25 protein-coding genes are annotated in these 26,787 nt (G+C 45.0%); 16 read left to right on the top strand and 9 right to left on the bottom strand.

Going from position 1 to position 26,787, the window contains the following annotated elements:
* The first annotated feature begins 127 nt into the window (after positions 1-127).
* The 3 genes from yxaF to SB658_RS17475 all read left to right on the top strand — a co-directional run bounded on the left by yxaF (position 128) and on the right by SB658_RS17475 (position 3,126).
* Positions 128-703: a transcriptional regulator YxaF gene (gene yxaF / locus SB658_RS17485; RefSeq protein WP_003227022.1), complete on the top strand. Its 576-nt coding sequence runs from the start codon at positions 128-130 to the stop codon at positions 701-703.
* Positions 704-796: 93 nt separating this feature from the next.
* Positions 797-1,810 (top strand): quercetin 2,3-dioxygenase, encoded by a 1,014-nt coding sequence (qdoI, locus tag SB658_RS17480; protein WP_019712605.1) that lies wholly within the window; start codon positions 797-799, stop codon positions 1,808-1,810.
* Positions 1,811-1,917: 107 nt separating this feature from the next.
* The gene (locus SB658_RS17475; protein WP_003227027.1) at positions 1,918-3,126 is read left to right on the top strand and encodes a DUF418 domain-containing protein; all 1,209 of its coding nucleotides are present in this window, start codon (positions 1,918-1,920) and stop codon (positions 3,124-3,126) included.
* Between the two features lie 29 nt (positions 3,127-3,155).
* Here SB658_RS17475 and SB658_RS17470 read toward each other — a convergent pair whose 3' ends face one another.
* On the bottom strand, positions 3,156-3,611 hold the full coding sequence (locus SB658_RS17470; RefSeq protein ID WP_015250840.1) for an RDD family protein: 456 nt from the start codon (positions 3,609-3,611) through the stop codon (positions 3,156-3,158).
* A 254-nt stretch (positions 3,612-3,865) separates the two neighbouring features.
* Between SB658_RS17470 and SB658_RS17465 the strand changes: the two genes are divergently transcribed.
* Together SB658_RS17465 and SB658_RS17460 are read left to right on the top strand one after the other, a co-directional pair.
* The gene (locus SB658_RS17465; protein WP_144500438.1) at positions 3,866-4,291 is read left to right on the top strand and encodes a DUF5391 family protein; all 426 of its coding nucleotides are present in this window, start codon (positions 3,866-3,868) and stop codon (positions 4,289-4,291) included.
* A gap of 100 nt (positions 4,292-4,391) precedes the next feature.
* Positions 4,392-5,624: an outer membrane protein assembly factor BamB family protein gene (locus tag SB658_RS17460; protein WP_128740870.1), complete on the top strand. Its 1,233-nt coding sequence runs from the start codon at positions 4,392-4,394 to the stop codon at positions 5,622-5,624.
* A 43-nt stretch (positions 5,625-5,667) separates the two neighbouring features.
* On the opposite strand, the gene SB658_RS17455 is transcribed toward SB658_RS17460, so the two are convergent.
* Both SB658_RS17455 and SB658_RS17450 read right to left on the bottom strand, forming a co-directional pair.
* A complete protein-coding gene (locus SB658_RS17455; RefSeq protein WP_029726141.1) occupies positions 5,668-6,135 on the bottom strand; it encodes an RDD family protein in 468 nt (155 codons plus the stop codon).
* 164 nt (positions 6,136-6,299) lie between these two features.
* On the bottom strand, positions 6,300-7,637 hold the full coding sequence (locus SB658_RS17450) for an aldehyde dehydrogenase family protein (RefSeq protein ID WP_069837885.1): 1,338 nt from the start codon (positions 7,635-7,637) through the stop codon (positions 6,300-6,302).
* Between the two features lie 142 nt (positions 7,638-7,779).
* Here SB658_RS17450 and SB658_RS17445 point away from each other — a divergent pair, with 142 nt between their 5' ends.
* Positions 7,780-8,925 carry a TetR/AcrR family transcriptional regulator gene (locus tag SB658_RS17445; RefSeq protein WP_144500439.1) on the top strand — a complete coding sequence of 382 codons (1,146 nt, stop codon included), beginning with the start codon at positions 7,780-7,782 and terminating at the stop codon, positions 8,923-8,925.
* 28 nt (positions 8,926-8,953) lie between these two features.
* On the opposite strand, the gene SB658_RS17440 is transcribed toward SB658_RS17445, so the two are convergent.
* Positions 8,954-9,775, bottom strand: coding sequence for an SDR family oxidoreductase (locus SB658_RS17440; RefSeq protein WP_069323024.1), 822 nt, complete (start codon positions 9,773-9,775; stop codon positions 8,954-8,956).
* 116 nt (positions 9,776-9,891) lie between these two features.
* Between SB658_RS17440 and SB658_RS17435 the strand changes: the two genes are divergently transcribed.
* Together SB658_RS17435 and htpG are read left to right on the top strand one after the other, a co-directional pair.
* Positions 9,892-10,143, top strand: coding sequence for a hypothetical protein (locus SB658_RS17435; RefSeq protein ID WP_003227043.1), 252 nt, complete (start codon positions 9,892-9,894; stop codon positions 10,141-10,143).
* A gap of 167 nt (positions 10,144-10,310) precedes the next feature.
* Positions 10,311-12,191 carry a molecular chaperone HtpG gene (gene htpG, locus SB658_RS17430; protein ID WP_017696079.1) on the top strand — a complete coding sequence of 627 codons (1,881 nt, stop codon included), beginning with the start codon at positions 10,311-10,313 and terminating at the stop codon, positions 12,189-12,191.
* Between the two features lie 41 nt (positions 12,192-12,232).
* On the opposite strand, the gene SB658_RS17425 is transcribed toward htpG, so the two are convergent.
* The 5 genes from SB658_RS17425 to iolR form a co-directional block, all read right to left on the bottom strand.
* Positions 12,233-13,618: a sugar porter family MFS transporter gene (locus SB658_RS17425; RefSeq protein ID WP_019712602.1), complete on the bottom strand. Its 1,386-nt coding sequence runs from the start codon at positions 13,616-13,618 to the stop codon at positions 12,233-12,235.
* 237 nt (positions 13,619-13,855) lie between these two features.
* Positions 13,856-14,164, bottom strand: a complete 309-nt coding sequence (locus SB658_RS17420) for a DUF2653 family protein (protein ID WP_019712601.1) — start codon at positions 14,162-14,164, stop codon at positions 13,856-13,858.
* Between the two features lie 3 nt (positions 14,165-14,167).
* A complete protein-coding gene (locus tag SB658_RS17415; protein ID WP_019712600.1) occupies positions 14,168-14,818 on the bottom strand; it encodes a hypothetical protein in 651 nt (216 codons plus the stop codon).
* A 261-nt stretch (positions 14,819-15,079) separates the two neighbouring features.
* Positions 15,080-16,012 carry an aldo/keto reductase gene (locus SB658_RS17410; protein WP_003227049.1) on the bottom strand — a complete coding sequence of 311 codons (933 nt, stop codon included), beginning with the start codon at positions 16,010-16,012 and terminating at the stop codon, positions 15,080-15,082.
* Between the two features lie 53 nt (positions 16,013-16,065).
* Complete coding sequence (iolR, locus tag SB658_RS17405) at positions 16,066-16,821, bottom strand: myo-inositol utilization transcriptional regulator IolR (protein WP_003227050.1); 756 nt, start codon at positions 16,819-16,821, stop codon at positions 16,066-16,068.
* 416 nt (positions 16,822-17,237) lie between these two features.
* Between iolR and iolA the strand changes: the two genes are divergently transcribed.
* From iolA to SB658_RS17365, 8 genes are all read left to right on the top strand, one after another.
* Positions 17,238-18,701, top strand: coding sequence for a methylmalonate-semialdehyde dehydrogenase (gene iolA, locus SB658_RS17400; protein ID WP_003243682.1), 1,464 nt, complete (start codon positions 17,238-17,240; stop codon positions 18,699-18,701).
* Positions 18,702-18,775: 74 nt separating this feature from the next.
* Positions 18,776-19,591 carry a 5-deoxy-glucuronate isomerase gene (gene iolB / locus SB658_RS17395; protein WP_144500441.1) on the top strand — a complete coding sequence of 272 codons (816 nt, stop codon included), beginning with the start codon at positions 18,776-18,778 and terminating at the stop codon, positions 19,589-19,591.
* A 23-nt stretch (positions 19,592-19,614) separates the two neighbouring features.
* Positions 19,615-20,592, top strand: a complete 978-nt coding sequence (gene iolC / locus SB658_RS17390; protein ID WP_038429915.1) for a 5-dehydro-2-deoxygluconokinase — start codon at positions 19,615-19,617, stop codon at positions 20,590-20,592.
* 32 nt (positions 20,593-20,624) lie between these two features.
* The gene (iolD, locus tag SB658_RS17385) at positions 20,625-22,538 is read left to right on the top strand and encodes a 3D-(3,5/4)-trihydroxycyclohexane-1,2-dione acylhydrolase (decyclizing) (RefSeq protein ID WP_049140861.1); all 1,914 of its coding nucleotides are present in this window, start codon (positions 20,625-20,627) and stop codon (positions 22,536-22,538) included.
* A gap of 15 nt (positions 22,539-22,553) precedes the next feature.
* Positions 22,554-23,447, top strand: coding sequence for a myo-inosose-2 dehydratase (iolE, locus tag SB658_RS17380; protein ID WP_003227062.1), 894 nt, complete (start codon positions 22,554-22,556; stop codon positions 23,445-23,447).
* Between the two features lie 14 nt (positions 23,448-23,461).
* A complete protein-coding gene (gene iolF / locus SB658_RS17375; protein ID WP_015715016.1) occupies positions 23,462-24,778 on the top strand; it encodes a myo-inositol transporter IolF in 1,317 nt (438 codons plus the stop codon).
* A gap of 22 nt (positions 24,779-24,800) precedes the next feature.
* Positions 24,801-25,835, top strand: coding sequence for a bifunctional inositol 2-dehydrogenase/D-chiro-inositol 1-dehydrogenase (gene iolG / locus SB658_RS17370; RefSeq protein WP_003244482.1), 1,035 nt, complete (start codon positions 24,801-24,803; stop codon positions 25,833-25,835).
* Between the two features lie 19 nt (positions 25,836-25,854).
* A complete protein-coding gene (locus tag SB658_RS17365; RefSeq protein WP_015250852.1) occupies positions 25,855-26,724 on the top strand; it encodes a sugar phosphate isomerase/epimerase family protein in 870 nt (289 codons plus the stop codon).
* The last annotated feature ends 63 nt before the right edge of the window (positions 26,725-26,787 follow it).

Below are 26,787 nucleotides of genomic sequence, written 5' to 3'. Positions count from 1 at the left end.
GAGATCCCTCCTAGACGCTGTTTTTGTACATTACCCCATCCGGAAGGGTCTTACCCCTTTTGACAATCACGGGGTTCTTTTTTATATTATATAAGTCGCTCTACCATACCTAGGAGGGAATGTTTTAATGACTAGCAGAGGAGATTCACGTGAAAAAATCCTTCACACGGCGTCACGTCTGTTCCAGCTGCAAGGATATCACGCGACAGGTTTGAACCAGATTGTAAAAGAAAGCGGTGCTCCAAAAGGATCGCTTTATCACTTTTTTCCGAATGGCAAAGAAGAACTAGCAATTGAAGCGGTTACATATACAGGTAAGATCGTTGAACATCTGATACAGCAAAGCATGGATGAATCCTCTGATCCTGTTGAAGCGATTCAGCTTTTTATCAAAAAAACAGCCAGCCAATTTGACAACACAGAAAGCATTAAAGGTATTCCAGTCGGTTTGCTGGCGAGTGAGACAGCGTTAATCAGTGAACCGCTGCGGACGGTTTGCATGAAGGTGTTTAAAAGCTGGGAAGCGGTTTTTGCCAGAAAATTAATGGAAAACGGATTTGCAGAAGAAGAAGCAAATCAGCTTGGAACGCTGATTAATTCGATGATTGAGGGCGGCATCATGCTTTCGTTAACGAATAAAGACAAAACGCCTCTTCTTCTCATTGCCGAACAAATACCAGTGCTGGTGAGAAAAAAAGGGTAGCATTTTGTTATCCTTTCTCCTACAATTATATAGAACGGTCTAGACAAATAAATGATAATATATAGACTGGTCTAAATTGGAGGAAGCGATAATATGAAAACATTATGTACACATTCATTGCCTAAAGAAAAAATGCCTTATTTGCTCCGGAGCGGAGAAGGCGAGCGCTATCTGTTCGGCAGACAGGTTGCCACGGTGATGGCGAATGGGAGGAGCACAGGTGATTTGTTTGAGATCGTGCTTCTTTCCGGGGGAAAAGGAGATGCCTTTCCGCTTCACGTCCACAAGGACACACATGAAGGAATTCTCGTTTTGGACGGGAAACTGGAACTGACACTTGATGGTGAACGCTATTTATTAATATCAGGTGATTATGCGAACATTCCGGCGGGAACACCGCACAGCTACCGGATGCAGAGCCACAGAACAAGACTGGTATCTTACACGATGAAAGGAAACGTAGCGCACTTGTATTCCGTTATTGGGAATCCGTATGATCACGCTGAACATCCGCCGTACGCAAGCGAAGAAGTCTCAAACGAGCGGTTTGCAGAAGCAGCCGCTGTAGCGGACATTGTATTTCTAGATGAAGGAAAGCCTGCATGTTCGGCCAAATTAGCGGAACTTACAGAGCTGCCAGATGGAGCCGTTCCATACGTTCTTGAATCAGGAGAAGGAGATCGCCTGTTGACTGGAGATCAGCTTCACCGCATTGTGGCTGCACAAAAAAATACAGATGGCCAGTTTATCGTCGTATCCTCTGAAGGCCCTAAAGGTGACCGAATCGTTGATCACTACCATGAACATCATACAGAAACATTTTATTGCCTTGAAGGCCAGATGACGATGTGGGCAGATGGCCAGGAAATTCAGCTGAATCCGGGAGATTTCCTGCATGTCCCTGCAAATACCGTTCACTCCTATCGCCTTGATTCTTACTATACAAAGATGGTGGGCGTATTGGTTCCTGGTTTATTTGAACCGTTTTTCCGGACGTTAGGCGACCCGTATGAAGGCCACATCTTCCCATGTGAGCCTCAGGCTTTGCGCTTTGATCGCGTTTTGCAGAATATCGAAGCATTAGATTTAAAGGTGATGAAACCATAAAGATGACAAGATTGTAAGGTTTTCATGCCGGCCTGACACCTAAATCGATGTTTCCGCGCTTCATTTTTTCATACCCTTAAGGTACAGAAAAAAGGAGCGTGATGGCTATGTCTTCATTACAGCCGACTTTAACAAATGAGCGGATCGGTGTGCTTGATGTGCTGAGAGGAATGGCGATTTTCGGCATCTTATTTGTCAATCTGGCACATTTCAGTTATCCGGATATGTATTTGTCTATGCTTGGAAAAGAGAATTTTTTCATGGATAAGTGGTCTGAAGCTGATTTTGCCGCCGCAGATATACTGAAATTCTTCATTCAAACAAAATGTATTTTATTGTTTTCCTTTTTATTTGGATTTGGCATGGTTGTCATGATGGAGAGAGCAGAAAACAAAGGGAAACGGTTTGTTCCGTTATATGTGAGAAGGTTAATGGCGCTTCTCTTGTTTGGAACGATTCATGCCTTTTTGATATGGGACGGGGATATTTTAACAGAATATGCCTTGCTCGGTTTTGTCCTGCTCTTGTTTCGAAAAGCAAAGCCGAAAACACTGCTGATATGGGCGGTCTCTTTGTATCTTCTGTTTTCCATTCCGTTCATGTTGATAAGTTTTGATCAATCAAACGGACAGGAATGGGTACAAGCGGTAACACAGCAGGCAACACAAGCGATTCATGTTTATGGAAGCGGCAGCCTGAAGGACATTGCAGAACAGCGGATCCATGACCGTCTTGTTTATATGTCTTCGAATGGCATGCTTACGTATAATCCGCTCAACTTCTTCTTTGCATCCATTCCTTATTTCAGCATGTTTTTGCTGGGAGCTGAGGCAGCAAAATCACGGTATTTGCATGAACCGGAAAAGCATCGCAAAGGATTAAAACGATTATGGATGGCTGGGCTTGTCATCGGCATCGGCGCCCATGTGCTGTACAGTGTAACGGAAAAGGAACTATTTCTGCTGATTGGCGCGCCTTTCCTCATGTTTTTCTATGTTACAACGGTTGTCTATCTTTATCATAAAACAAGAGTGAGAACAGTGCTGCAATCATTCTCCGCTGTTGGGAGGATGGCATTTACCAATTATTTGATGCAGTCTATTGTGTGTACTTGGATTTTTTATCATTACGGCTTGGGCCTGTATGGAAAAGTGTACCCTGCTGCGGGTGTGCTCATTACAATTGCTGTTTGTGCCGTTCAAATGGCCTTCAGCCACCTTTGGCTTCGTGTCTTTCGGATGGGGCCGTTTGAGTGGCTGTGGAGAAGCGCTACGTATCTGTCGTGGCAGCCTATTGTAAAGAAAACAAAAGTCTAGATGCCTATTGGCGTCTAGACTTTTTTCTATTATTTATACACGACACGTGTTTTGCAAATGATGTCATGCAGGCCTTTTTTCTCTCCAAAGGCGATCATGATAAACCCGATATAAAAGATGATTCCAGATAAGATATAGGCAAAGTAACGGCCAATTCCCTGTCCGACAGAAACCCGTTCACCTTGTTCATTGACCACTTTCAGGCCAAGAATTTTTTTGCCAAGTGTGCCTTGCATTTTAGAAGCTGTGAGCAGCCCGTAATATAATACGCTGATGACGATCATGATCAGCATAGTAGGCAAAAATGCAAGCGTCATGTATTTCACTAAATACTCTTCTTCCGTCATGTAAGGGTTTGTTGCCACAGCCCCAGCTACAAAAACAGAATTGATCACAAATAGAATAATATAACTAGGAACAGATACAATAATGCCATCAATAAAATAAGCTAAAAAACGAATCCAAAATCCTGCTGGTTTTTCCATGTATTTTTCTCTCTCCTCTGAATTAATCTGGAATAGTATACTTTGAAAAACAAGTACATGCAATATGGTATGGTGATAAAATCCTGATATTACAGAAAAATGAGTCTTTTATCCTTTGTTTTTTACTATATAAATATACTAGAAAGAAGTATAGCATTTGTGTATGCATTCTGGAATTTTTTAATAAATAATGAATTTTCTACTCAGCTCTCTTATAATGAAAAGGTTAATATTTCTATCTAAGGAGGAGTTTGATGTCTAGAAAAAACAGCGTGGCGATCCTGACAGCCATTTCTGCGTTTCTTTTTTGCGCTGTGATCGTGGCGGCTTCACTTTCGCCGCTGGCCGGAACGGGAGCGGCGGCCAATCAGTTTAATTCAGTTGGCATGTGGTCAGCTGTCGGTATGATCCTTGTATTGTATTTCATTCCATTTCTCGTTTATATGCTCGGAGTCGATGCAATGAGGTATGTCATGGCGGTGCTTTGCGGCTTCGGGCTTTTGATTCATTTGTCTTCGGCCGGTTTTATCTTGATGTTTAGTTTCTTTAGTGACCATCTGCTTTCTGAGGTGATCTTTGTTTTCGGAATTAGTCTCGCTGCGGCTGCTGTCAACGTCATTTGGTTTGTGTCTGCATTTCGGCCGGGTGCTGAAAAAACGTCTGCCCATACACTTACATAGTTTTCTAGTTTGTGATGGTTTTGTGAAATAGATTTATAAAATGGATGAATATGTTATGATGGTCACAAATTAGAAGTTACATATAATGGGGGTCTCAATGATGGTCAAGTCATTTCGTATGAAAGCTTTGATTGCGGGAGCTGCGGTGGCGGCGGCTGTTTCGGCCGGCGCTGTTTCTGATGTGCCCACTGCCAAAGTGCTTCAGCCGACAGCTGCTTATGCGGCGGAAACGGTGTTTTCTCAAAATAATGGAGCATCTGGCTTTTTGCCAGGAAGATATGATGTACAAGCGATGGCGCCTGCCATGTTTAACTGGTCACGCGAAAGCCGGTTCGCCGGAAATACAGACGGGACGCTGAAATGGCAAAACGACATCAGAACGACTCCGCAAAATGGAGCGGGGGCTGTGATTGACGGAGACGGCACAGTATATCTTCATTCCAGAGACGGGGAAATGAAAGCCTTTAATCCAGACGGCTCAGTCAAATGGGTGACTGGCAATCTTGGAAAAACATATACGCAATCTCCTGTACTTGGGACCAACGGCGTTATCTATTTGGCATCCTATGACAAAAAGATTTATTTTATTGACAAAGAAACGGGAGAAATTTTAACAACGGTTCCGTTAAGCGGCGGGCCAAGCTCTGAAACGGTGATCGGTTCAGACGGGACGTTGTATTTCTCAACACTTGATAATTATGTTCACGCGATCAAACCGACGTCAAAATCAACCTGGACAGAGCGCTGGAAGTTGAAAACAAATGGTGTCGTCAGCTCTGTGCCGGTGCTTGCCAAAAACGGCACCGTGTATGTCGGCACATATAATGACGTGTTTTATGCGATCAACTCCGGAACCGGACAGGTGAAATGGTCCAGAACGACGTCAAATGCGTTTAAAGGATATCCGGTGATTGATAAGGACGGAAACATTTATGCCGGCAACCAAGATGGACAGCTGTATGCCTATACATCAACAGGCAGTTTGAAATGGACATTCCCGTTAAACGGGTTCTCCAGCTCATCTCCTGCGATTGATCATAATGGCAATATCTACATCGGCTCAGGAAGCGGCGAGCTGTTTTCCATAAGCAAAAACGGGGATATGAACTGGTCATTCTACACAGACGGCCCTGTCAGAACGGCGCCGCTGATTGACGCGAAGGGAACGGTGTATTTCGGGTCAGATGATATGAAGGTTTATGCGGCAGACGCAAACGGCAATGAATTATGGAGCTATCAAACCGACAGCAACGTCGTGTCTTCTCCTCAGCTCGCTGAGGACGGAACGCTTTATATAGGAAGTTATACGAAGCTGATGGCTTTTGGGAAATAGTAAAACAGGCTGGCGAGGTTAACTCGGCAGCCTGTTTTTTTGATCAATCAAGATATTTATTTTTATAGACAACCTTTGTCCCGCAAATATAATCATGTAATGCCAGTTTAGAGGGGAAAGCCGCCATAATGTAACCGATATACAAAATTCCGGATGGTATGTAAGCGAAAAAACGGCCAAAGCTGTGCCAAAATGAAATTCGCTCGCCATACTGATTGACAACGATGATGCCCATAAGTTTTTTGCCTAGTGTTGCTTGCATTTTTGAAGAAGTCAGCAAGCTATAATAAAGAATGCCGAAGATATATATAATGGCGATAACAGGGATCGTCCCGAATATCAGGATATAAAATTTATATTGACCTTCTGTCATATAGGAGCTTCCTGCATCAATCAGAGGCAGGACAATTAAGGTGTTAATTTGGATCATAATAAAAGCAAAAAAATAGATAATTAAATCATCAATAATAGAGGCAACTGCCCGAATCCAAAATCCTGCTGGTTTTTCCATGTATCATTTTACTCCTTTGAAGTTTTCTGGGATATTATACGTTAGAGGCTGCAGGGTTTGGTCTCGTAGTAAAAATGGTATTTTATCACTTTTAATCTCTTTATTTAGGTGATATAAAGATAAAAAAAGAACCTGCAAGATGATGCAGATTCTCTTCGTTACGATTATTTGGAGGCTTGAATAAATACACCCTTCTCATGAGAAAACTCTTTGAATCCGTATACCCCATGATAGGAGCCGATTCCGCTTGTGTTTACGCCGCCGAATGGCAGGTTGACGTCACTAAAATGGACGACGACATCATTGATGGCCGCATTTCCTGATGTCGTGTGCTGAAGGACGTTGTCAATCAGGTCTTGGTTTTTGCTGAACACATAAAGTGCAAGCGGTTTATCGCGGTCATTTACGTAATCGATGACCTCGTCGATGTCTTCATAGTTCATCATTGGCAGAATCGGTGCGAAGATTTCCTCCTGCATGATTTTCATATCAGGCGTGACGTTTTTCAAAACGGTTGGCGAGATCGTGCGGTCGCTGGCATCAAATACGCCGCCGAACACCACTTCCGCCCCTTTTTCGATGGCATCGTCGAACAGATCTTTGACGCGGTTGAAGTTGCGGTCATTGACGATCTGCGTAAATTTGCTGCGGTCTGGGGTATGATCATCCTCCATAAATCCAGCGTTGACGACTGTTTGTAAAATCCCCGCGAACCTGTCCTGAACGTCTTTTTTAATGAACAGGTAATCAGGTGCGATGCAGGTTTGGCCGGCGTTTACGAATTTCCCGACGGCGATCTTTTTCGCTGCGTCCATCAGATCGTATTCACTGTCAATAATCGTCGGGCTCTTGCCGCCAAGCTCAAGTGTGACAGATGCCAAGTGTTTGGCAGCCGCTGTCATGACGATTTTCCCGACATTTGTGCTTCCAGTGAAGAAAATATGGTCGAACGGCTGATCAAGTAGTTCGGTTGCCACCTCAACCTCTCCTTCAAAAATCGCGACTTCTTTTTCATCAAAAGCGTCTCTTATCACTTTAGCGGCAATGTTGCTCGTGTTCATCGTGAAATCGGACAGCTTCACAATCGCGCTGTTTCCGGCTGCGAGAGAAGCGGCAAGCGGCGCCATCGTCAGCATAAACGGATAGTTCCACGGGCCGAGGATGAGTGTGACGCCTTTAGGCTCGTACATAAGAATTCCGTTTGCGTCAGGGCTTAACGATGAACCGACTTCTTTAGGCGCCATCCATTGTTCCAGGTTATTCATATTATCTCTAATCGCTTTTTTTGTTCCTTCGATTTCCGCTTTTTTGACTTCGTGATATGGTTTGCGGACGTCTTTGCGGATCGCTTCGATGATTTCTTCTTCATGGGCGATGACGGAATCTAAAAAGCGCTGAAGCTTTTCTCTCCGCTGTTCCGCTGTTGAAGCGCGCAATGCTTTTTGCTGTTTTTTCTGAAGCTGAAAGACACGCTGGATGTCGTCCTTTACTTGCTGTTCCATTGTAAAATCCCCCTCATTTGCTTTCTTCTTTTCTCGGACCTATTATAAGGTGGTACCTTTTCTGTAAGAAAGACAACGGTGAACCATCTATACGTTACCGTACATATATCTAAGATCTGTCTAATGATTGGAGGTGTCTTTTGTGCCGGAATCTGCCGAAGCTCAAGTGAAAGAGGCGCTGCTGGCTTTATTGAAAGAAAGAGATATTCAACACATCACAATGAAAGAAATCGCTGAGAAGGCCAAAGTGAGCCGCGGATCGCTCTACCTTTATTATGAGGATAAGTTTTCAATCATTGAGGATTTAATCGAAGACATGAAGGAAGGGCTGGGCAAAGCGCTTTTTGACGCCTTCAGTCATATGGATACCCTCCATTTGAACAAAAAACGGCAAACGGTGCATCCGACGCTATCCTTTGTTCATGAGCATCGATCCTTTTTTTCTGTGATGATGAACAGAGGGCATTTCCATCGTTTTTTTAAGGATGTGTTTCAGCAGGATGTGCTGCTGGCTCCGATCCATGTGAATTTAACGCCGATTGAACGGGACATTTATGGACATTATCGGGCCTTGTACACGTACGCGATTATCCTGTATTGGCTGAATGAGGATGCGGCCGCGTCTCCTGAAGCCATCAGCCAGAAGGTATGGGAGCTTGTTTCTCAAAAGCGGTTTTATTGGCTGTTTGGAAAAGCTGTGCCAGGAGAGCGAGAGAAGGAGAAGCAAATCGACAGGCGGGTGGTTCGAACGAGAGAGGCGCTGCAGAAGGCTTTGCTGGACGTGTTGGAGGAGAAAAAAGACTACACGGCCATCACGATTTCTGACATTACCCGGAAAAGCAATATCCGCCGTGCAACCTTTTATGATCACTATGCCAGTAAAGAGGAACTGCTGCAAACCATGATTCAGCAGTCGTGTACAGAGATCATTGAACACCTGACGATTGCATCCAATCCGAATGAGCTTTCCTTAGAGGAAGCAGAGACAGCGCTCACCAGTCTGCTTTCTGCTTTATCGGAACGCATGCCCATTGTCCATTTTCTCAATCGGGAGTGGGGTGTTCCTCATGTGATACCCGGGATGATCAAAGCGCTGGAATCCTTTTATCTGGAACAGCAGACTGATATTCCAGCGGAGAAAAAGCTTTATGCCTACTATGTATCCGCAATGATTATCGGTCTGATATTGTTTCGGCTGGATGAAGGAAAGACACATGAGCCAGAAGTGCTGGCGAGGGAGTTTTTGCAGTTTTTGGATGTGAAGAAATATAAGGTTGTATTGCTTTAAAAGACAAAAAGAGAGGGGGCTCCCTCTCTTATTTCGTTTCTTCCTTCCATTTCTCATCAATCAGCATCTTCCCAGGCCATGTGTACGCCATGATGCCGCCGTCTGCGGTGATGTCTTCTCCCGTGACGTATGAGCTGTCGTCTGATGCGAGGAACAGTGCCACTGTTGCCATTTCTTTGGGCTGGCCAAGACGTCCGAGCGGCGTGATCCATTTGTTGGCTTCGCGGAATTGTTCGCCCATTTCCTGTTCTTTTGTGCCTGCCAGTTTATCAATCAGCGGTGTTTCGATCGTGCCCGGTGAGATAGAATTGACGCGGATGCCGTTTCGAGCGTAATCAATCGCCATCGCTCTAGTCAGGTTCGTGATCCCGCCTTTTGCTGCGTTGTAGCCGGAGCGGTCAAGGTCCGCGGCACGGCCTGACATGGAGGAGGTGTTGATGATGGAGCCTCCTTTTTCGAGCATGAGCGGAATCAGATATTTGCTGCAAAGGAACGTGCCGCGCAGGTCGACGGCGATAATGCGGTCAAACAGGTCAACCGGATATTCGTGTACCTTTCCGCCTTCCTGATCAACGCCGGCATTATTAAACAGAATATCAATCGTTCCGCATGCATCCTTGATTTGATCAGCAAATGCTTTCACACTGTTTTCATCTGACACATCGAGGTGAAAGGATTCTGCCTGTCCTCCGTTTTTTCTGATTGCGTCAACTGTTTCTTCCATTTGATCTTTATTGATATCTCCGATTATCACACGCGCGCCTTCATTGGCAAAAACCTCTGCCGTCGCTTGCCCAATGCCTGTCGCGGCGCCTGTGATCACTGCTGTTTTGTTTTCAAGTCTTCCCATGATACGAGACCTCCTTTTTCTAATTGTCTTCCCGCTATGTGCAGTGATAAACATGCGAGAAAAGAAAGGCCAGCATATGTTAAGATGAATTAGAAATTGTTGGGAGGTTTGTATGTTTGAAGGTACAGCATAAGAAGGAGCTCAAGTTTTATTGCTTCATTACCATTCCATCTGCATTTGTTGTGCTGACTGTCATCTCTTTTTTATTGCAAGAGATTACGTTTCCGGTGACTGCAAGCGCATTTCTGAATGCTTCATGGCATAATCTATTGTTTTTTATACCGTTCGGTTTGTTTTTCTACCCGGTGCATATATGGATGAAGCGGGAGTTTGGCCGCTGGAATGACACAGAAAAAAAGAGAGGATGATGAAGCCTCTCTTTTTTATGAGAATGAGTGAGAAAAAGAGTGAAAACAAATCCAACTAATGTTAAATTTACATATATATGCATCTATCAACCTGATTGACAATTGTCATCTTATGTGATAAATAGATGCTGAAAAGGGTTTACATAATGGTAAAGGAGCGATCAAGAGTGGCGAAAAAAGAGTTTAAAGCAGAGTCTAAACGCTTGCTGGATATGATGATTAACTCCATTTATACCCAAAAAGAAATTTTCCTGCGCGAGTTAATCTCCAATTCGAGTGATGCGATTGACAAAATCTATTACAAAGCGCTTACGGACGATGCGCTTACGTTTGATAAAGACAGTTACTACATAAAGGTCGCAGCTGACAAAGATGCGAGAACATTAACCATCTCTGATACGGGGATCGGAATGACAAAGGATGAGCTTGAACAGCATCTTGGAACAATTGCAAAAAGCGGTTCCCTCGCGTTTAAAAAGGAAAACGAGCTGAAAGACGGACATGACATTATCGGGCAGTTCGGTGTCGGTTTTTACGCGGCATTTATGGTTGCCGATGTCGTGACAGTCATCAGTAAAGCGCTTGGCAGCGAAGAGGCTTATAAATGGGAGTCTGCGGGTGCAGACGGCTATACGATTGAGCCGTGTGAAAAGGAGTCTGTCGGTACAGACATTATCCTGAAAATCAAAGAGAACACAGAAGATGACAGCTATGACGAGTTTTTAGAGGAATATCGTTTAAAAGCGATCATCAAGAAGTACTCCGACTTCATTCGCTACCCGATCAAAATGGATACCACCATTAATAAGCCGAAGGAAGGCAGCGAAAATGAATTTGAAGAGGTGCAGGAAGAGCAGACGGTCAACAGCATGGTGCCGATCTGGAGAAAAAACAAAAGCGAGCTGACAGATGAGGATTATGAAAAATTCTATGCTGAAAAGCATTACGGGTTTGATAAACCGCTCACACACGTTCATATCAGTGTGGATGGAGCCGTTCGCTACAACGCGATTCTATTCATCCCTGAAAACATGCCGTTTGACTACTATTCCAAGGAATATGAGAAAGGCTTGGAGCTGTATTCCAATGGCGTGCTGATCATGAATAAGTGCGCAGACCTGCTACCGGACCACTTCAGCTTTGTGAAGGGCATGGTCGATTCTGAGGATCTGTCGCTGAATATTTCCAGAGAAATGCTGCAGCATGACCGCCAGCTGAAGCTGATCGCGAAAAACATCAGCAAGAAAATCAAAAGCGAGCTGCAAAGCCTGTTGAAAAAAGACCGCGAGAAATACGAGACGTTCTACAAGTCGTTCGGCAGACAGCTGAAATTCGGCGTGTACAATGATTTTGGCGCGAATAAGGATCAATTGAAGGATCTCCTCTTATTCTACTCTTCAAAAGAGAAAAAACTGGTCAGCTTAGACGAGTATGTTTCCAGAATGCCAGAGGAGCAGAAATTCATTTATTACGCGACCGGTGATTCTTACGACCGCATTGAGAAACTGCCGCAAACGGAAATGGTGGCGGACAAAGGCTATGAAATCCTCTACTTTACTGAGGACATCGATGAGTTTGCAATTAAAATGCTGGCTTCTTATCAGGAAAAAGAATTCAAGTCCGTATCAAGCGGAGACCTTGGCATAGACACGGATGAGGATCAAAAGCAGTCCGAGGAAGAGGAAAGCAAGTATAAGGATCTGTTTGAGGAAATGAAAAACATTCTGTCAGACAAAGTGAAAAACGTCAGAATCTCAAAACGGCTTAAATCACATCCAGTCTGCCTTGCTGCTGACGGCGAAGTGACAATTGAGATGGAAAAAATCTTAAATGCGATGCCTGACAGCCAAAATGTGAAGGCGGAAAAAGTGCTGGAAATCAACCCAAATCACGAGGTATTCCAAACACTGCAGGACGCGTTTGAACAAGATAAAGAGAAGCTGAGCCTGTACACAAACCTTCTGTACAATCAGGCGCTCCTCATCGAAGGCCTGCCGATTCAGGACCCTGTGGAATTTACGAACAATATTTGCAAGGTCATGGTGTAAACAGAAAAAGGAATCGTCTCATAAGGAGACGATTCCTTTTTTTATAATGTACGCTCATTCAGCACTTGGTTTTGGGTGCTTTTCTTCTTTTTAAACCGTTTTTTCAGGCTTGCTTCAATTTCCTCCAAGCTTTTCCCTTTGGTTTCCGGTACCATGTAGAACGCGAAGAAAAATGAGAGAAGACAAATGACTGAGAAAACCATAAAGACCCATGCGATGCCCATCGCGCTTAGCATCAGCGGGAAGACAAGCGACACGATCAGGTTAGCTGCCGATAACACCAAAGTCGTGAACCCTGTCGCGGCTCCGCGTGCTTTGGATGGGAAGAGCTCAGGCATGAGCACCCACACTACCGGACCCCATGTCGCCTGGTAAAAGACGATATAGACACCTAGAAAGACTACTGTCATCCACGCTGTTGATGCGGAAAGTCCGAGTGTCAGGAGCACGCCTGATAAAGCAGCAAGGCTCAGTGTGATGCCGACACTTCCCCAGATCAGAAGTTTTTTGCGGCCGACACGGTCAATTAAGATCATGGCAGTGATACACATGATGACGTTGAGGATGCCGATTCCCATTGTGCCGAGCGCCGAAGCTGATGTACCAAGACCGGCCTTCGTAAAAATGGTTGGCGCGTAGTAGATGACCGTGTTAATGCCGACCGCCTGCTGGAAAATGGCAAGGCCGACGCCAATCAGAAGCATGGGGCGAATCCATTTGGCTTTCAGCACGCCGAGTGTCGTTTCTTTTTTCTCCGCTTCCCCTTGCTTCATCTCTGCCAATTCCATTTCGATGTCTTGGGGATCATGAGTGATGTTCATGATGCGTCTCGCTTCTTCTTCACGGCCGCGCTTCACGAGCCATCTTGGCGATTCCGGCATGAACGCGATGCCGATTAATAGAAGCACGGCAGGCACTGCGGCCAGACCGACCATCCAGCGCCACGCTTCAAACGGTGTGAACAGGTAGTTAACGATATAGGCGAGCAAAATCCCGGTGACAATCATTAAGTTGTTCATTGTGCCGAGTGTCCCGCGAATTTTCGTCGGTGCCATTTCGGAAAGATACACGGGCACAAGTGCCGTTGAACCGCCGACGGCCAACCCGAGTATCACCCTAGATGCAATCAGCATGCCGATTGTTTGAGAAAATGCGCAAGCGAGCGCACCGATAATAAAAATGATGGAAAGGACAAATACAACCTTTCTCCTGCCCCAGCGGTCTGAGCATGTGCCGCTCAAGGCAGAACCGAAAATCGCGCCAAGGAGCAGCATGCTGACAACCAATCCTTCTGTCAATGTCGTTAAAGGAATATCGTTATTGATAAACAGGAGTGCTCCGGAGATAACACCTGTATCGTAACCATATAGCAGTCCCCCTAAAGCGCCGAAAAAGTAGATCATATATTTCCTTGTGTCTTTCTTCACAAATGTCTCCTCCTCAGTTGTTGAGCCAATGAGTATCTAAAATGTATAACAAAGTTAATAGATTAGTACCCATTTCCTATCTCATTTGAAACATTTGTTTTGAACAAACGGAAACGTTAAAGCCAAAAGAGATGATCACAGATCCGCTGAGTTTAGGAAAAACGAAATAACTTTATGCTCAGAGAAACCATTAAAAAAACCTTACCCGCGCGGAGTAAGGTTTTGATTAAGACATTTTTATTCTTCTGCTTCGTTGACGAAAACCAAGGCAGAGAAGCCTTTTTTCTTATCAAATTGCAATTCAACGACGGTAACTTCCGGATTGAAGTTGTGGTATTCCTCTAAGAACTGAATAATGCCTTCTGAAATGTCATCTGACATAAGCTGCTTGTGGTGCAGGCCAAATGTGGCTTCAGCGAAGAACCCTGTACGCTTGTTGTACGATAGTTCTTTTACTTCAACGTCTTCAGGGTAGATATCTTCTTCATTAGAAATATACACGCAAATTCCGTCTACAATTTCTTGCTCATTTAATATTAATCTCATTGCCTAAAATCTCCTTCTATACGTCTTCGGTGCTTTAAATGCGCGAATCAACGCGATGACAATGATTAAAATAATGATCAAAGCAATGATATCAACGATCCAGGCAATGGGTGAAGCGCCATACGAAACATAGCCGGGGCCTCCGACTGGATGATAGGTGTAACCCCACGGGTGCATCATGCTGATCATGAACATACCCATTGTAAATCCGCTATAATATCCAAACCATCCTGATGGCGCGAAACCTGCGTGATAGTAATGATTGACTGAAACATAACGTCCGCCAACATAGGCTTTAGACGTTTTTCCGCTGTATGTCTTTCCGGTTACTTTTGATGTAGCGCCGGAAAAGGTGCCTGACGATTTTTTAGAGCTTGATGAGCTTGCCTTTTCCGAAGGCTTCTTTTTAAGCGAAATCGATGATGATGAATCGTCAGGCGTCTTGGATTTTTTGCTAGAAGAGCTTGATCCTGAGCTGTAGCTTGATTTCGGGCTTGATTTATAGCTTCCGCTGTATGACGAGCTTGAACTTCGGCTGCTGTAACTAGATGATGAGCGGCCGCTAAAGCTCTTTGCATGAGAAATCGTTGATGGCAGCAGTACACCTAAAGCAACGGTTACTGCAACTAAGGCTTTTACATATTTAAGTTTCATTCTGTTTCCTCCATAGACCATCGAAACGGTCCGCTATTCTGACCAGCAAATAAAAGAAGCTGGGTCAGCTTTATTTCATATGAGCTAGATGATATGAACGTTTCATACTTTTGCTTTCTCAATCACTTTCTTTCTGAGATAAACTACCTTTATTTTATCGGATTTATGGCTCATTTTGTAAGGTTTTGCTTCAAAATCAGTTATTTAGGAATTTATCGCACAAAAAAACAGCCTTCTCCATTGGAGAAGGCTGCTTTCTTCTTATGCGAACAGCTTATCAATAAATGAAATATCCTCTTGAGAAAGCGTCACGTCGGCTGTTTTGATGTTATCAATCAGCTGATCGGCACGTTTTGCTCCCGGGATTAAAATATCAATTTCCGGTCTTGCTAAATACCAGGCCAATACGATGTGAGGGATATCCACGTTGTGTTTTTCGGCAATCGGCGCAAGCTTGTTGACCTTTCTGATATTTTCTTTGAAACGCTCGCCCTTGAAGTGTTCCTGTTCGTTTCGCAGGTCGCCTTCTGGGAACGTTGTATCTTCTGTATACTTTCCTGCCAATAAACCTGATACGAGCGGGAAGTAAGGGATAAATGAAATATTATGCTCCTTCGTATACGGGAAGAATGTTTTTTCCGCTTCACGGTTTAACAGGTTGTATTCGCCTTGCAATACATCTACCAAACCGTCTTTGTTTGCTTCTTTCAATTGCTCTAAAGAGAAGTTGGATACACCGATGGAGCGGATTTTTCCGGCTTTCTTCATCTCATTCAGCGCGTTAACAGCTTCATCCTTAGGCGTATGTTCGTCAGGGAAGTGAATGTAGAACAAATCGATATAATCGGTATTCAAGCGCTTCAGGCTTTCATCAACTGATTTTTTAAGAAATTCTGGTGAATTATCAAAGACAAAGTCATTGCCTTGTTTTCTGTGAGCGGCTTTTGTCGCGATGACAACATCTTCACGGTTGAATTCACGCAGCACTTCACCAATTAATTCTTCGGAACGGCCGATCCCGTAAATATAAGCGGTGTCTAACATTGTCACGCCATTACGGATCGCCTCGCGCACCAATTCTTTTCCGGTTTCTTCATTTAGGTTAGGGTAGAGGTTATGTCCTCCGACAGCATTTGTTCCTAATCCGATAGGGAATACCTGCAAGTCTGATTTTCCGAGCTTCGCTTTTTTCATGATCTGCCTCCTAGAATAAAATGGATGATAGACTCTCAACACTATTGTAAACGTTAGGCCAGATGAATGCCGATTTGATGCTCATTGCAGTACTGCGTGTACTCGTCGTCTAATGGCTGAGAGGTCACAATGCAATGCAGCCTGTCAAACGGTGCATACGTCAGAAGCGTTGATTTTCCGAATTTAGAATGGTCAGCCAATAGATACACTTCTTTTGCTTTTTCTGAAATCCTCTTTTTAATTTCATACTCCAGCAGATCCGAATTGGTCAATCCGTGTGTCAGCGTCGTTCCGGTAGCGGACATAAAGGCTTTGTTGATATTGTACTTATCAAGCATAGCCGGGTCGTCCATGCCGACAAAGGAGCGGGTTTTTCTCTTATAGTTGTTTCCGATAATGATTAAGTTGATATTCTTCAAAGCTGACGCCGCATTGATAATGTCTAAACTGTTGGTTAAGATGGTGACATTTTTGGCTGGATCAAGCGTATCAAGAATAGACTTTGTCGTCGTTCCTGAATCAATGAAGACCAAATCGTGATCTTCAATAAATCGGGAAGCATAATGGGCGATTTTTGTTTTTTCATCCTGGTGCTGAATGGTGCGATTTTCAAAAGGAACTAATGCGGTTTTTTCAATAGATGTTACGCCGCCGTATACTTTTTCAATCGCACCCTTTTCTGTTAGCTTGTTGATATCACGTCTGACTGTGTTTTTGGAGACATTGAACACCTGGCACAGCTCATCTAAGGAAACAGTGCCATGCGATAAAATGTACTCCTCCATTTCCTGAATCCGCATCAGTTTCATATAAAAAACTCCTTCTTGAATCTTTACGTAACATAAATATATAATAAAAACCAAAAGTTAATCAATAGTTGCTTAAAAAATGATAACATCGGTGTATATCTTTTGCAAGATTGGACGGCCTTCTCTTACCTCTCTTACTTGATTAAAAGATTAATATAATAAAAATAATGAAAAAATGTAGTGTTTATGATTGACTTATGGGTATTATACGATTAGAATATAACCAAGAAATGACCAAAAAGTAACCTGTTGTGCATGAAATGGTTGCTTGTATGTAAATATGCATCCGCCATTTATTTTTTTGGTTTTTTTGAAAGCGTTTAATTCTTGGCTTACTGAAAAGTGGATATTGATATGAATCTATCCTGAACCATCCATACAAGTGTATGTGTTTACTAATGAAGGAGGCAATAAGAATGGCAGAAATCAGAAAATTAAAAAACTACATCAACGGTGAATGGGTTGAAAGCAAAACAGATCAATATGAAGATGTCGTCAATCCGGCGACGAAAGAAGTACTATGCCAAGTGCCGATTTCTACAAAAGAGGATATTGATTACGCAGCGCAAACGGCTGCTGAAGCATTTAAAACATGGTCAAAGGTGGCGGTTCCGCGCCGTGCCAGAATTCTATTTAACTTCCAGCAGCTGCTGTCCCAGCATAAAGAAGAACTGGCTCATCTGATTACCATTGAAAACGGAAAAAACACAAAAGAAGCTTTAGGTGAAGTGGGACGCGGGATTGAAAACGTAGAGTTCGCCGCTGGAGCTCCTTCCCTGATGATGGGTGACTCACTTGCTTCCATCGCAACGGACGTTGAAGCGGCGAACTACCGTTACCCAATCGGAGTTGTCGGCGGAATCGCGCCATTCAACTTCCCGATGATGGTTCCTTGCTGGATGTTCCCGATGGCGATCGCGCTCGGCAACACATTTATTTTAAAACCATCTGAGCGAACTCCGCTGTTAACAGAGAAATTGGTTGAGCTTTTTGAAAAAGCGGGCCTTCCGAAAGGGGTATTCAACGTCGTATACGGTGCGCATGACGTTGTAAACGGGATTCTCGAGCATCCCGAAATTAAAGCGATTTCATTTGTAGGCTCCAAGCCAGTCGGCGAATACGTCTACAAAAAAGGAAGCGAAAACTTAAAACGCGTTCAATCTCTGACTGGTGCGAAAAACCATACGATTGTCTTGAACGATGCGAATCTTGAAGACACGGTCACAAACATCGTCGGAGCTGCCTTCGGTTCTGCCGGTGAACGCTGCATGGCTTGTGCGGTTGTGACGGTTGAAGAAGGAATCGCCGATGAATTTATGGCGAAGCTGCAGGAAAAAGTGGCGGACATTAAAATCGGTAACGGCCTTGATGACGGCGTGTTCTTAGGACCGGTGATTCGCGAAGACAACAAGAAGCGCACGCTCAGCTATATCGAAAAAGGTCTTGAAGAAGGTGCCAGACTCGTATGTGACGGACGTGAAAATGTGTCTGACGACGGCTACTTTGTCGGCCCGACGATCTTTGACAATGTCACAACAGAAATGACGATCTGGAAAGATGAAATTTTCGCTCCGGTCTTATCTGTCATTCGTGTGAAAAACCTGAAAGAAGCGATTGAAATCGCCAATAAGTCTGAGTTTGCGAACGGCGCCTGCTTGTTCACATCCAACTCAAACGCAATCCGCTACTTCCGTGAAAACATTGATGCGGGAATGCTAGGCATCAACCTTGGTGTGCCGGCTCCAATGGCGTTCTTCCCATTCTCAGGCTGGAAATCTTCATTCTTTGGAACGCTGCATGCGAACGGAAAAGACAGCGTCGACTTCTATACACGTAAAAAAGTGGTGACGGCAAGATATCCGGCACCTGATTTCAACTAAACGACGAACAGCCGAACGGCGTCCATGTGCGCTGTTCGGACTCATTCTGCCAATAGAAAGAGGAGGGCTTCACTATGAGTTATTTGTTGCGTAAGCCGCAATCGCATGAGGTATCTAATGGGGTCAAACTCGTGCACGAAGTAACGACATCCAACTCTGATCTCACTTATGTAGAGTTTAAAGTGTTAGATCTTGCTCCAGGTTCAAGCTATACAGAAGAATTGAAAAAACAAGAAATTTGTATTGTGGCGGTAACGGGGAAAATTACAGTGACAGATCATGAGTCGACTTTTGAGAATATCGGCACGCGTGAAAGCGTATTTGAACGAAAACCGACAGACAGCGTCTATATATCAAATGACCGTGCATTTGAGATCACAGCGGTCAGCAACGCAAGAGTGGCGCTTTGCTATTCTCCATCGGAAAAGCAGCTTCCGACAAAGCTGATCAAAGCGGAAGACAACGGAATTGAGCATCGCGGGCAATTTTCAAACAAACGTACTGTTCATAACATTCTTCCGGATTCAGACCCTTCAGCTAACAGTCTATTAGTAGTTGAAGTCTATACAGACAGCGGCAACTGGTCCAGCTACCCGCCTCACAAACATGACCAAGACAACTTGCCGGAAGAATCTTTCTTAGAAGAAACGTACTACCATGAGTTAGACCCGGGACAGGGCTTTGTGTTTCAGCGCGTATACACAGATGACCGTTCTATTGACGAGACAATGACTGTAAAAAATGAAAACGTTGTCATCGTTCCTGCGGGATACCACCCGGTAGGCGTTCCGGACGGATATACATCCTACTATTTAAATGTCATGGCAGGGCCGACGCGAAAATGGAAGTTTCATAACGACCCGGCGCATGAGTGGATTTTAGAACGCTAACAAGTGAGGAGTGGCTGTTTACGATGAAGTATACATTCAATGAAGAGAAGGCTTTTGACATTGTTGCCATCGGCCGGGCATGTATTGATCTGAACGCAGTCGAATACAACCGCCCAATGGAAGAAACGATGACATTTTCGAAATATGTCGGCGGTTCACCTGCGAATATCGCGATCGGCAGCGCGAAGCTTGGCTTAAAAGCGGGCTTCATCGGCAAAATTCCGGATGACCAGCATGGAAGATTCATAGAGTCCTATATGAGAAAGACCGGCGTTGATACAACACAGATGGTTGTTGATCAAGATGGACACAAAGCAGGCCTTGCATTTACAGAAATCCTCAGCCCTGAAGAATGCAGCATTTTAATGTATCGCGATGATGTGGCGGATCTTTATCTTGCGCCTTCAGAGGTAAGCGAGGACTACATCGCAAATGCGAAAATGCTGCTTGTTTCCGGGACAGCGCTCGCCAAAAGCCCGTCACGGGAAGCGGTATTAAAAGCTGTTCAATACGCGAAGAAGCATCAAGTCAAAGTGGTGTTCGAACTGGATTACCGCCCGTATACGTGGCAGTCATCAGATGAAACAGCCGTTTATTATTCTTTGGTTGCCGAGCAGTCTGATATCGTCATCGGCACACGCGATGAATTTGATGTGATGGAAAACCGCACAGGCGGAAGCAATGAAGAATCCGTCAATCATTTATTTGGCCATTCAGCCGACCTCGTTGTCATCAAACACGGCGTCGAAGGCTCTTACGCATACAGCAAATCCGGCGAGGTATTCCGCGCTCAAGCGTACAAGACAAAAGTGCTGAAAACCTTTGGGGCCGGTGACTCCTATGCGTCAGCCTTTATCTATGGCCTTGTCAGCGGAAAAGACATTGAAACGGCATTGAAATACGGCAGTGCTTCAGCCTCCATTGTGGTGAGCAAGCACAGTTCGTCAGAAGCGATGCCGACTGCGGAAGAAATCGTACAGCTTATTGAAGCACAGTCATAATTGAAAAAGATCGAGTAAAGGTGGGATCGTTTGTGGGCAAGAAAATTCGCTTAACAACAGCACAGGCGCTGATTAAATTCTTAAACCAGCAGTACATCCATGTTGATGGAAAGGAAGAGCCTTTTGTCGAAGGTATTTTCACAATTTTCGGCCATGGAAACGTATTAGGGATCGGGCAAGCGCTTGAGCAGGATGCAGGCCATTTGAAAGTCTATCAAGGGAAAAATGAACAAGGAATGGCGCATGCGGCCATGGCGTACAGCAAGCAAATGCTGAGAAGAAAAATATATGCGGTGTCTACATCCGTCGGACCGGGAGCGGCTAACTTGGTGGCGGCAGCCGGCACTGCATTGGCAAACAATATCCCAGTTCTCTTGATTCCGGCAGACACATTTGCGACAAGACAGCCAGACCCTGTACTGCAGCAAATGGAGCAAGAATACAGTGCGGCGATTACGACAAACGATGCATTGAAACCTGTATCGAGATACTGGGACCGCATTACGCGCCCTGAGCAGCTGATGAGCAGTTTGCTGCGCGCGTTTGAAGTCATGACTGATCCGGCAAAAGCAGGTCCGGCAACGATTTGTATTTCTCAGGATGTTGAAGGGGAAGCATACGATTTTGATGAAAGTTTCTTCGTCAAACGGGTTCACTATATTGATCGCATGCAGCCGAGCGAGCGCGAGCTTCAAGGTGCGGCGGAGCTGATTAAATCCAGCAAAAAACCTGTGATTCTCGTCGGCGGAGGCGCAAAATATTCCGGTGCGCGCGATGAATTGGTTGCCATTTCTGAAGCCTATAACATTCCGTTAGTTGAAACGCAGGCAGGAAAGTCTACCGTTGAGGCAGATTTTGCAAACAACCTTGGCGGAATGGGCATCACAGGTACACTTGCGGCAAACAAAGCGGCCCGCCAAGCTGATTTGATTATCGGCATCGGCACAAGGTATACAGATTTTGCGACATCCTCTAAGACCGCTTTTGATTTTGATAAAGCGAAGTTTTTGAACATTAACGTCAGCCGAATGCAGGCGTATAAACTTGATGCATTCCAAGTGGTGGCGGATGCGAAAGTGACGCTTGGCAAACTGCATGGCTTGCTTGAAGGCTATGAGAGCGAGTTCGGCACAACGATCCGGGAGCTGAAGGACGAATGGCTAGCTGAACGCGAGCGTCTCAGCAAAGTGACGTTTAAGCGGGAAGCATTTGATCCGGAAATCAAAAATCACTTTTCTCAAGAGGTCCTGAATGAATATGCTGACGCGTTGAATACGGAGCTTCCGCAAACAACGGCATTGCTGACAATCAACGAGACGATTCCTGAAGACAGCGTCATCATCTGTTCAGCAGGCTCACTCCCAGGAGATTTGCAGCGTCTGTGGCATTCTAATGTTCCGAATACGTATCACCTGGAGTATGGGTATTCTTGCATGGGCTATGAAGTGTCCGGGACACTCGGTCTTAAACTGGCCCACCCTGACAGAGAAGTGTATTCAATCGTTGGAGACGGCAGCTTCCTGATGCTTCATTCTGAACTGATCACGGCGATTCAGTACAACAAGAAAATCAATGTGCTGCTCTTTGACAACTCAGGATTCGGATGCATCAACAACCTGCAAATGGATCACGGCAGCGGCAGCTACTATTGCGAGTTCCGCACAGATGACAACCAAATCCTGAATGTCGATTACGCGAAAGTCGCTGAGGGATACGGCGCGAAAACCTACCGCGCAAACACAGTAGAAGAATTAAAAGCGGCGTTAGAGGATGCGAAGAAACAGGATGTATCAACATTAATTGAAATGAAGGTGCTGCCTAAAACAATGACGGACGGCTATGACAGCTGGTGGCATGTCGGGGTGGCAGAGGTATCTAAACAAGAAAGCGTTCAGAAGGCATACGAAGCAAAAGAGAAAAAGCTGGAATCTGCGAAGCAGTATTAGAGGGGAGGCACCAAGATGGGCAAAAATGAAATCCTGTGGGGAATCGCTCCCATTGGGTGGCGGAATGATGACATGCCTGAAATTGGAGCGGGAAATACACTTCAGCATTTGTTAAGTGATATCGTTGTCGCACGTTTTCAAGGCACGGAGGTCGGGGGCTTTTTCCCCGAACCTGCCATCCTGAACAAAGAGCTGAAGCTTCGGAATTTACGCATTGCAGGAAAGTGGTTCAGCAGTTTTATTTTGCGTGACGGACTTGGTGAAGCGGCAAAGACATTTACCCTGCATTGTGAGTATTTGCAGCAAGTAAACGCGGATGTCGCAGTTGTCTCTGAACAAACGTACAGCGTGCAAAGCTTGGAGAAAAACGTGTTCACAGAGAAGCCGCACTTTACGGATGATGAATGGGAGCGGCTTTGCGAAGGGCTGAATCACCTTGGCGAAATTGCCGCTCAGCATGGCTTGAAGCTTGTCTATCATCATCATCTCGGCACTGGTGTCCAAACAGCGGAAGAAGTGGACCGCCTGATGGCAGGAACTGACCCTGCGCATGTACACCTCCTCTATGATACAGGCCATGCGTATATTTCTGACGGCGATTACATGGGGATGCTTGAGAAGCATATCGGCCGCATTAAGCATGTGCACTTTAAGGATGCCCGCCTGAATGTCATGGAACAATGCAGGCTCGAAGGACAATCGTTCCGGCAATCATTTTTAAAAGGCATGTTTACGGTTCCCGGTGACGGCTGCATTGACTTTAGAGAAGTATATCAGTTGCTGTTGAAGCACAGTTATTCCGGATGGATTGTCATTGAAGCTGAACAGGACCCCGATGTTGCAAACCCGCTGGAGTATGCATTGATTGCGAGAAACTATATTGATCAGCAGTTGTTGGATCTGGCTTAATGGGGAATGAACATATGGGCAATACCAATGGAGATTCAGCCTTCAATAAACGGACAATCGCGGCAGCATTGGCCAACTATATTGATGCCGGTTCAATTGTGGCAGGCTCCGCCGGTTTATCATTATGGGTCAGTTACCTTAAGCTATCCGATACGCAAATCGGGCTGCTCGGCGCGCTGAGCGCGAATGCGATTTCTGCCGCTGTCGGCGCGCTGCTTGGCGGGTTTCTGGCTGATAAAGTCGGACGGAAGGCTGTTTATACCAATAGTATGCTGGTTTATGCACTAGGGATTTGTTTGGTTTTGTTCGGGGTTAATTTCCCCATGTTGTTAAGCGGTTACATCATTATCGGTTTATCAGTAGGAGCTGATATAACCGCGTCATGGACCATTATTGCGGAAAATGCGCCAAAGAAGAATCGGGCCAGGCATTGCGGCGTAGCACAAGTCGCTTGGGCCGCGGGCGCTGTCGTTGTACTGCTTCTCTCCGTACTGGCCGGTGACTTGGGACTCTTGGGGAATAAAATCGTATTTGCCCATCTGCTTGTGATTGCGCTGATTACGTACATCCTGAGAATCAGGCTTCCGGAATCAGACGCCTGGCAGACAAAAAATCAGCCGGAGGATGCTCAGGCAGAGAAGCCGGCTGTACTGAATAAGACATCGTATTTTGATTTGCTCAAGCCTATGTATCTAAAAAGCATATTGTTTTTGATGGGTGTGTACTTGGTTTGGAACTTAGCTGCCGGGGTCATGGGCTTCTTTATGCCATACATTTATCAGCAGGTCGGCGGTGTATCTGCCAACATGGCCAACCTTTTGCAAATGGGGCTGTTTATCTTCACAGGATTGGGGGTCGCCTTGATCTTCATGCCCTTTGCCGACAAATATAGAAAAACCGTATTTGGAATCGCCGCTTTCATGGCGGTGATCGGGTGGACACTGTTTCTGCTGCCAATTGAAGGCCTGCCGATTCTGCTCCTGTTTATTGTCGTGATCGGCATCAATAACGGAGCAGGGCAGCAAGCGAACTATCAGTTATGGGCCAGTGAAATCTTTCCTACGCAATATCGTGCTTCCGCACAAGGACTGATGTTTTTCCTTGTCCGTATTTCAATAGGGATTTGGAGTCTGTTTGTCCCAATGATTATCACCAATTTCGGCATTGGAACGATGGCTGCAATTCTTCTCGGATGTGTGACGGCCAGTATGATCATCGGGCTGCTCTTTGCGCCGAATACGTCTGGCAAGTCGCTTGAACAAATTCAAGAGGAACTCTACGGATCTCCTCAGAGCCAAGTAAAGCAAGAAACAGAAAGCAAAATTATGTAATCAACAGAAGGAGTGGCTGTCAATGAGTTTACGTATTGGCGTAATTGGAACTGGAGCAATCGGAAAAGAACATATTAACCGCATCACGAACAAGCTGTCCGGCGCGGAAATTGTAGCTGTAACGGATGTTAATCAAGAAGCTGCACAAAAGGTCGTTGAGCAATACCAATTAAACGCGACGGTTTATCCGAATGATGACAGCTTGCTTGCAGACGAAAATGTAGACGCTGTTTTAGTGACAAGCTGGGGGCCTGCGCATGAGTCAAGCGTGCTGAAAGCCATTAAAGCCCAGAAATATGTGTTCTGTGAAAAACCGCTCGCGACAACGGCTGAAGGATGCATGCGAATCGTCGAAGAAGAAATCAAAGTGGGCAAACGCCTTGTTCAAGTCGGCTTCATGCGCCGTTATGATAGCGGTTACGTACAGCTGAAGGAAGCACTCGATAACCATGTGATTGGCGAACCGCTTATGATTCACTGCGCGCACCGCAACCCGACTGTAGGAGATAACTACACAACCGATATGGCCGTAGTCGACACGCTTGTTCATGAAATTGATGTGCTGCACTGGCTCGTCAACGATGACTACGAGTCCGTTCAAGTCATCTACCCGAAAAAATCGAAAAACGCGCTGCCGCATTTAAAAGATCCGCAAATCGTCGTAATTGAAACAAAAGGCGGTATCGTCATCAATGCTGAAATCTATGTGAACTGTAAATACGGCTATGACATTCAATGCGAAATCGTCGGAGAAGACGGCATCATCAAGCTTCCCGAGCCATCAAGCATCAGCTTGAGAAAAGAAGGCAGATTCAGTACTGATATTTTGATGGATTGGCAGAGACGCTTTGTCGCTGCGTATGATGTGGAAATCCAAGACTTTATTGATTCGATTCAAAAGAAAGGCGAGGTCAGCGGACCGACGGCATGGGACGGCTATATTGCTGCTGTCACGACTGACGCGTGTGTAAAAGCCCAGGAATCTGGACAAAAAGAAAAGGTTGAATTGAAGGAAAAACCGGAATTCTATCAATCTTTTACAACAGTTCAAAACTAAAAAACAGAGGAGTGAAAATATGAAGTTAGCATTGGATCCATCCATGTATCGTGATGATTTAACTTTAGAGGAAACGGTCTATAAAACGGCGGAGCTTGGCTATGAATATATCGAATTGTCTCCGCGTGAGGATTTTTGTCCGTTTTATAAATATCCGAAAGTTGATTCAGCAAAGATCAAACAATTAAAGCGCCTTTTAAGAGATACAGGTGTTAAGCTTTCATCGCTTCTTCCTCTTTACCACTGGGCGGGTCCTGATGAAGACCGCCGGCAGGCAGCGGTGCGCAATTGGAAACGGGCAATCGAAATTGCGGTTGAACTTGAAGTGGATTTGATGAACAGCGAATTCAGCGGTTCAAAATATGATCCTTTAACAAGTGAAGAAAAATTTATCAAATCCATGGATGAGCTTCTGCCAGTCTTTGAAAAAGAAGGTATTAAACTTAATCTTCAAGCCCACCCATACGATTTTATCGAAACGCACAAAGGTGCGATGGATATGATCCGCGCGCTTGACAAGGATTGGATCAATCTTGTCTACTCGACTGCGCATACGTTCTTCTATGATGACGGCAAAGGCGACATCGAGACCATGTTTGACGAAGCCGGCGACCGCCTCACACATGTTTTATTTGCAGATACCTATAATCATAAAGCGGCTCATGGCCTTCGCTACATCGTCAATCCGCCTGACGCGAAAGTAACGGTTCACCAGCATTTGGACATTGGCCAAGGCGAGGTTGATTTTGATACGATTTTCAGAAAACTGAGAGAGATGAAGTTCGACGGAATTGCGACGAATGCCGTATTTGCTTGGGTCGATGAAAGAGCGGATGAATCAAGCCGATTTATGCTTAAGAAAATGAAAGAAGAATTAGGTCTGGCATAAGCTGAGCATGGAGTTCGGCGGGATATGGCGACAGCCTTCCTGCCGAACTCCCTTCATATCTAA

The organism is Bacillus sp. SIMBA_008, from assembly GCF_046535495.1.
In the GTDB taxonomy this organism is placed as follows: domain Bacteria; phylum Bacillota; class Bacilli; order Bacillales; family Bacillaceae; genus Bacillus; species Bacillus subtilis.
This window is presented reverse-complemented; position numbering and strand designations above follow the sequence as displayed.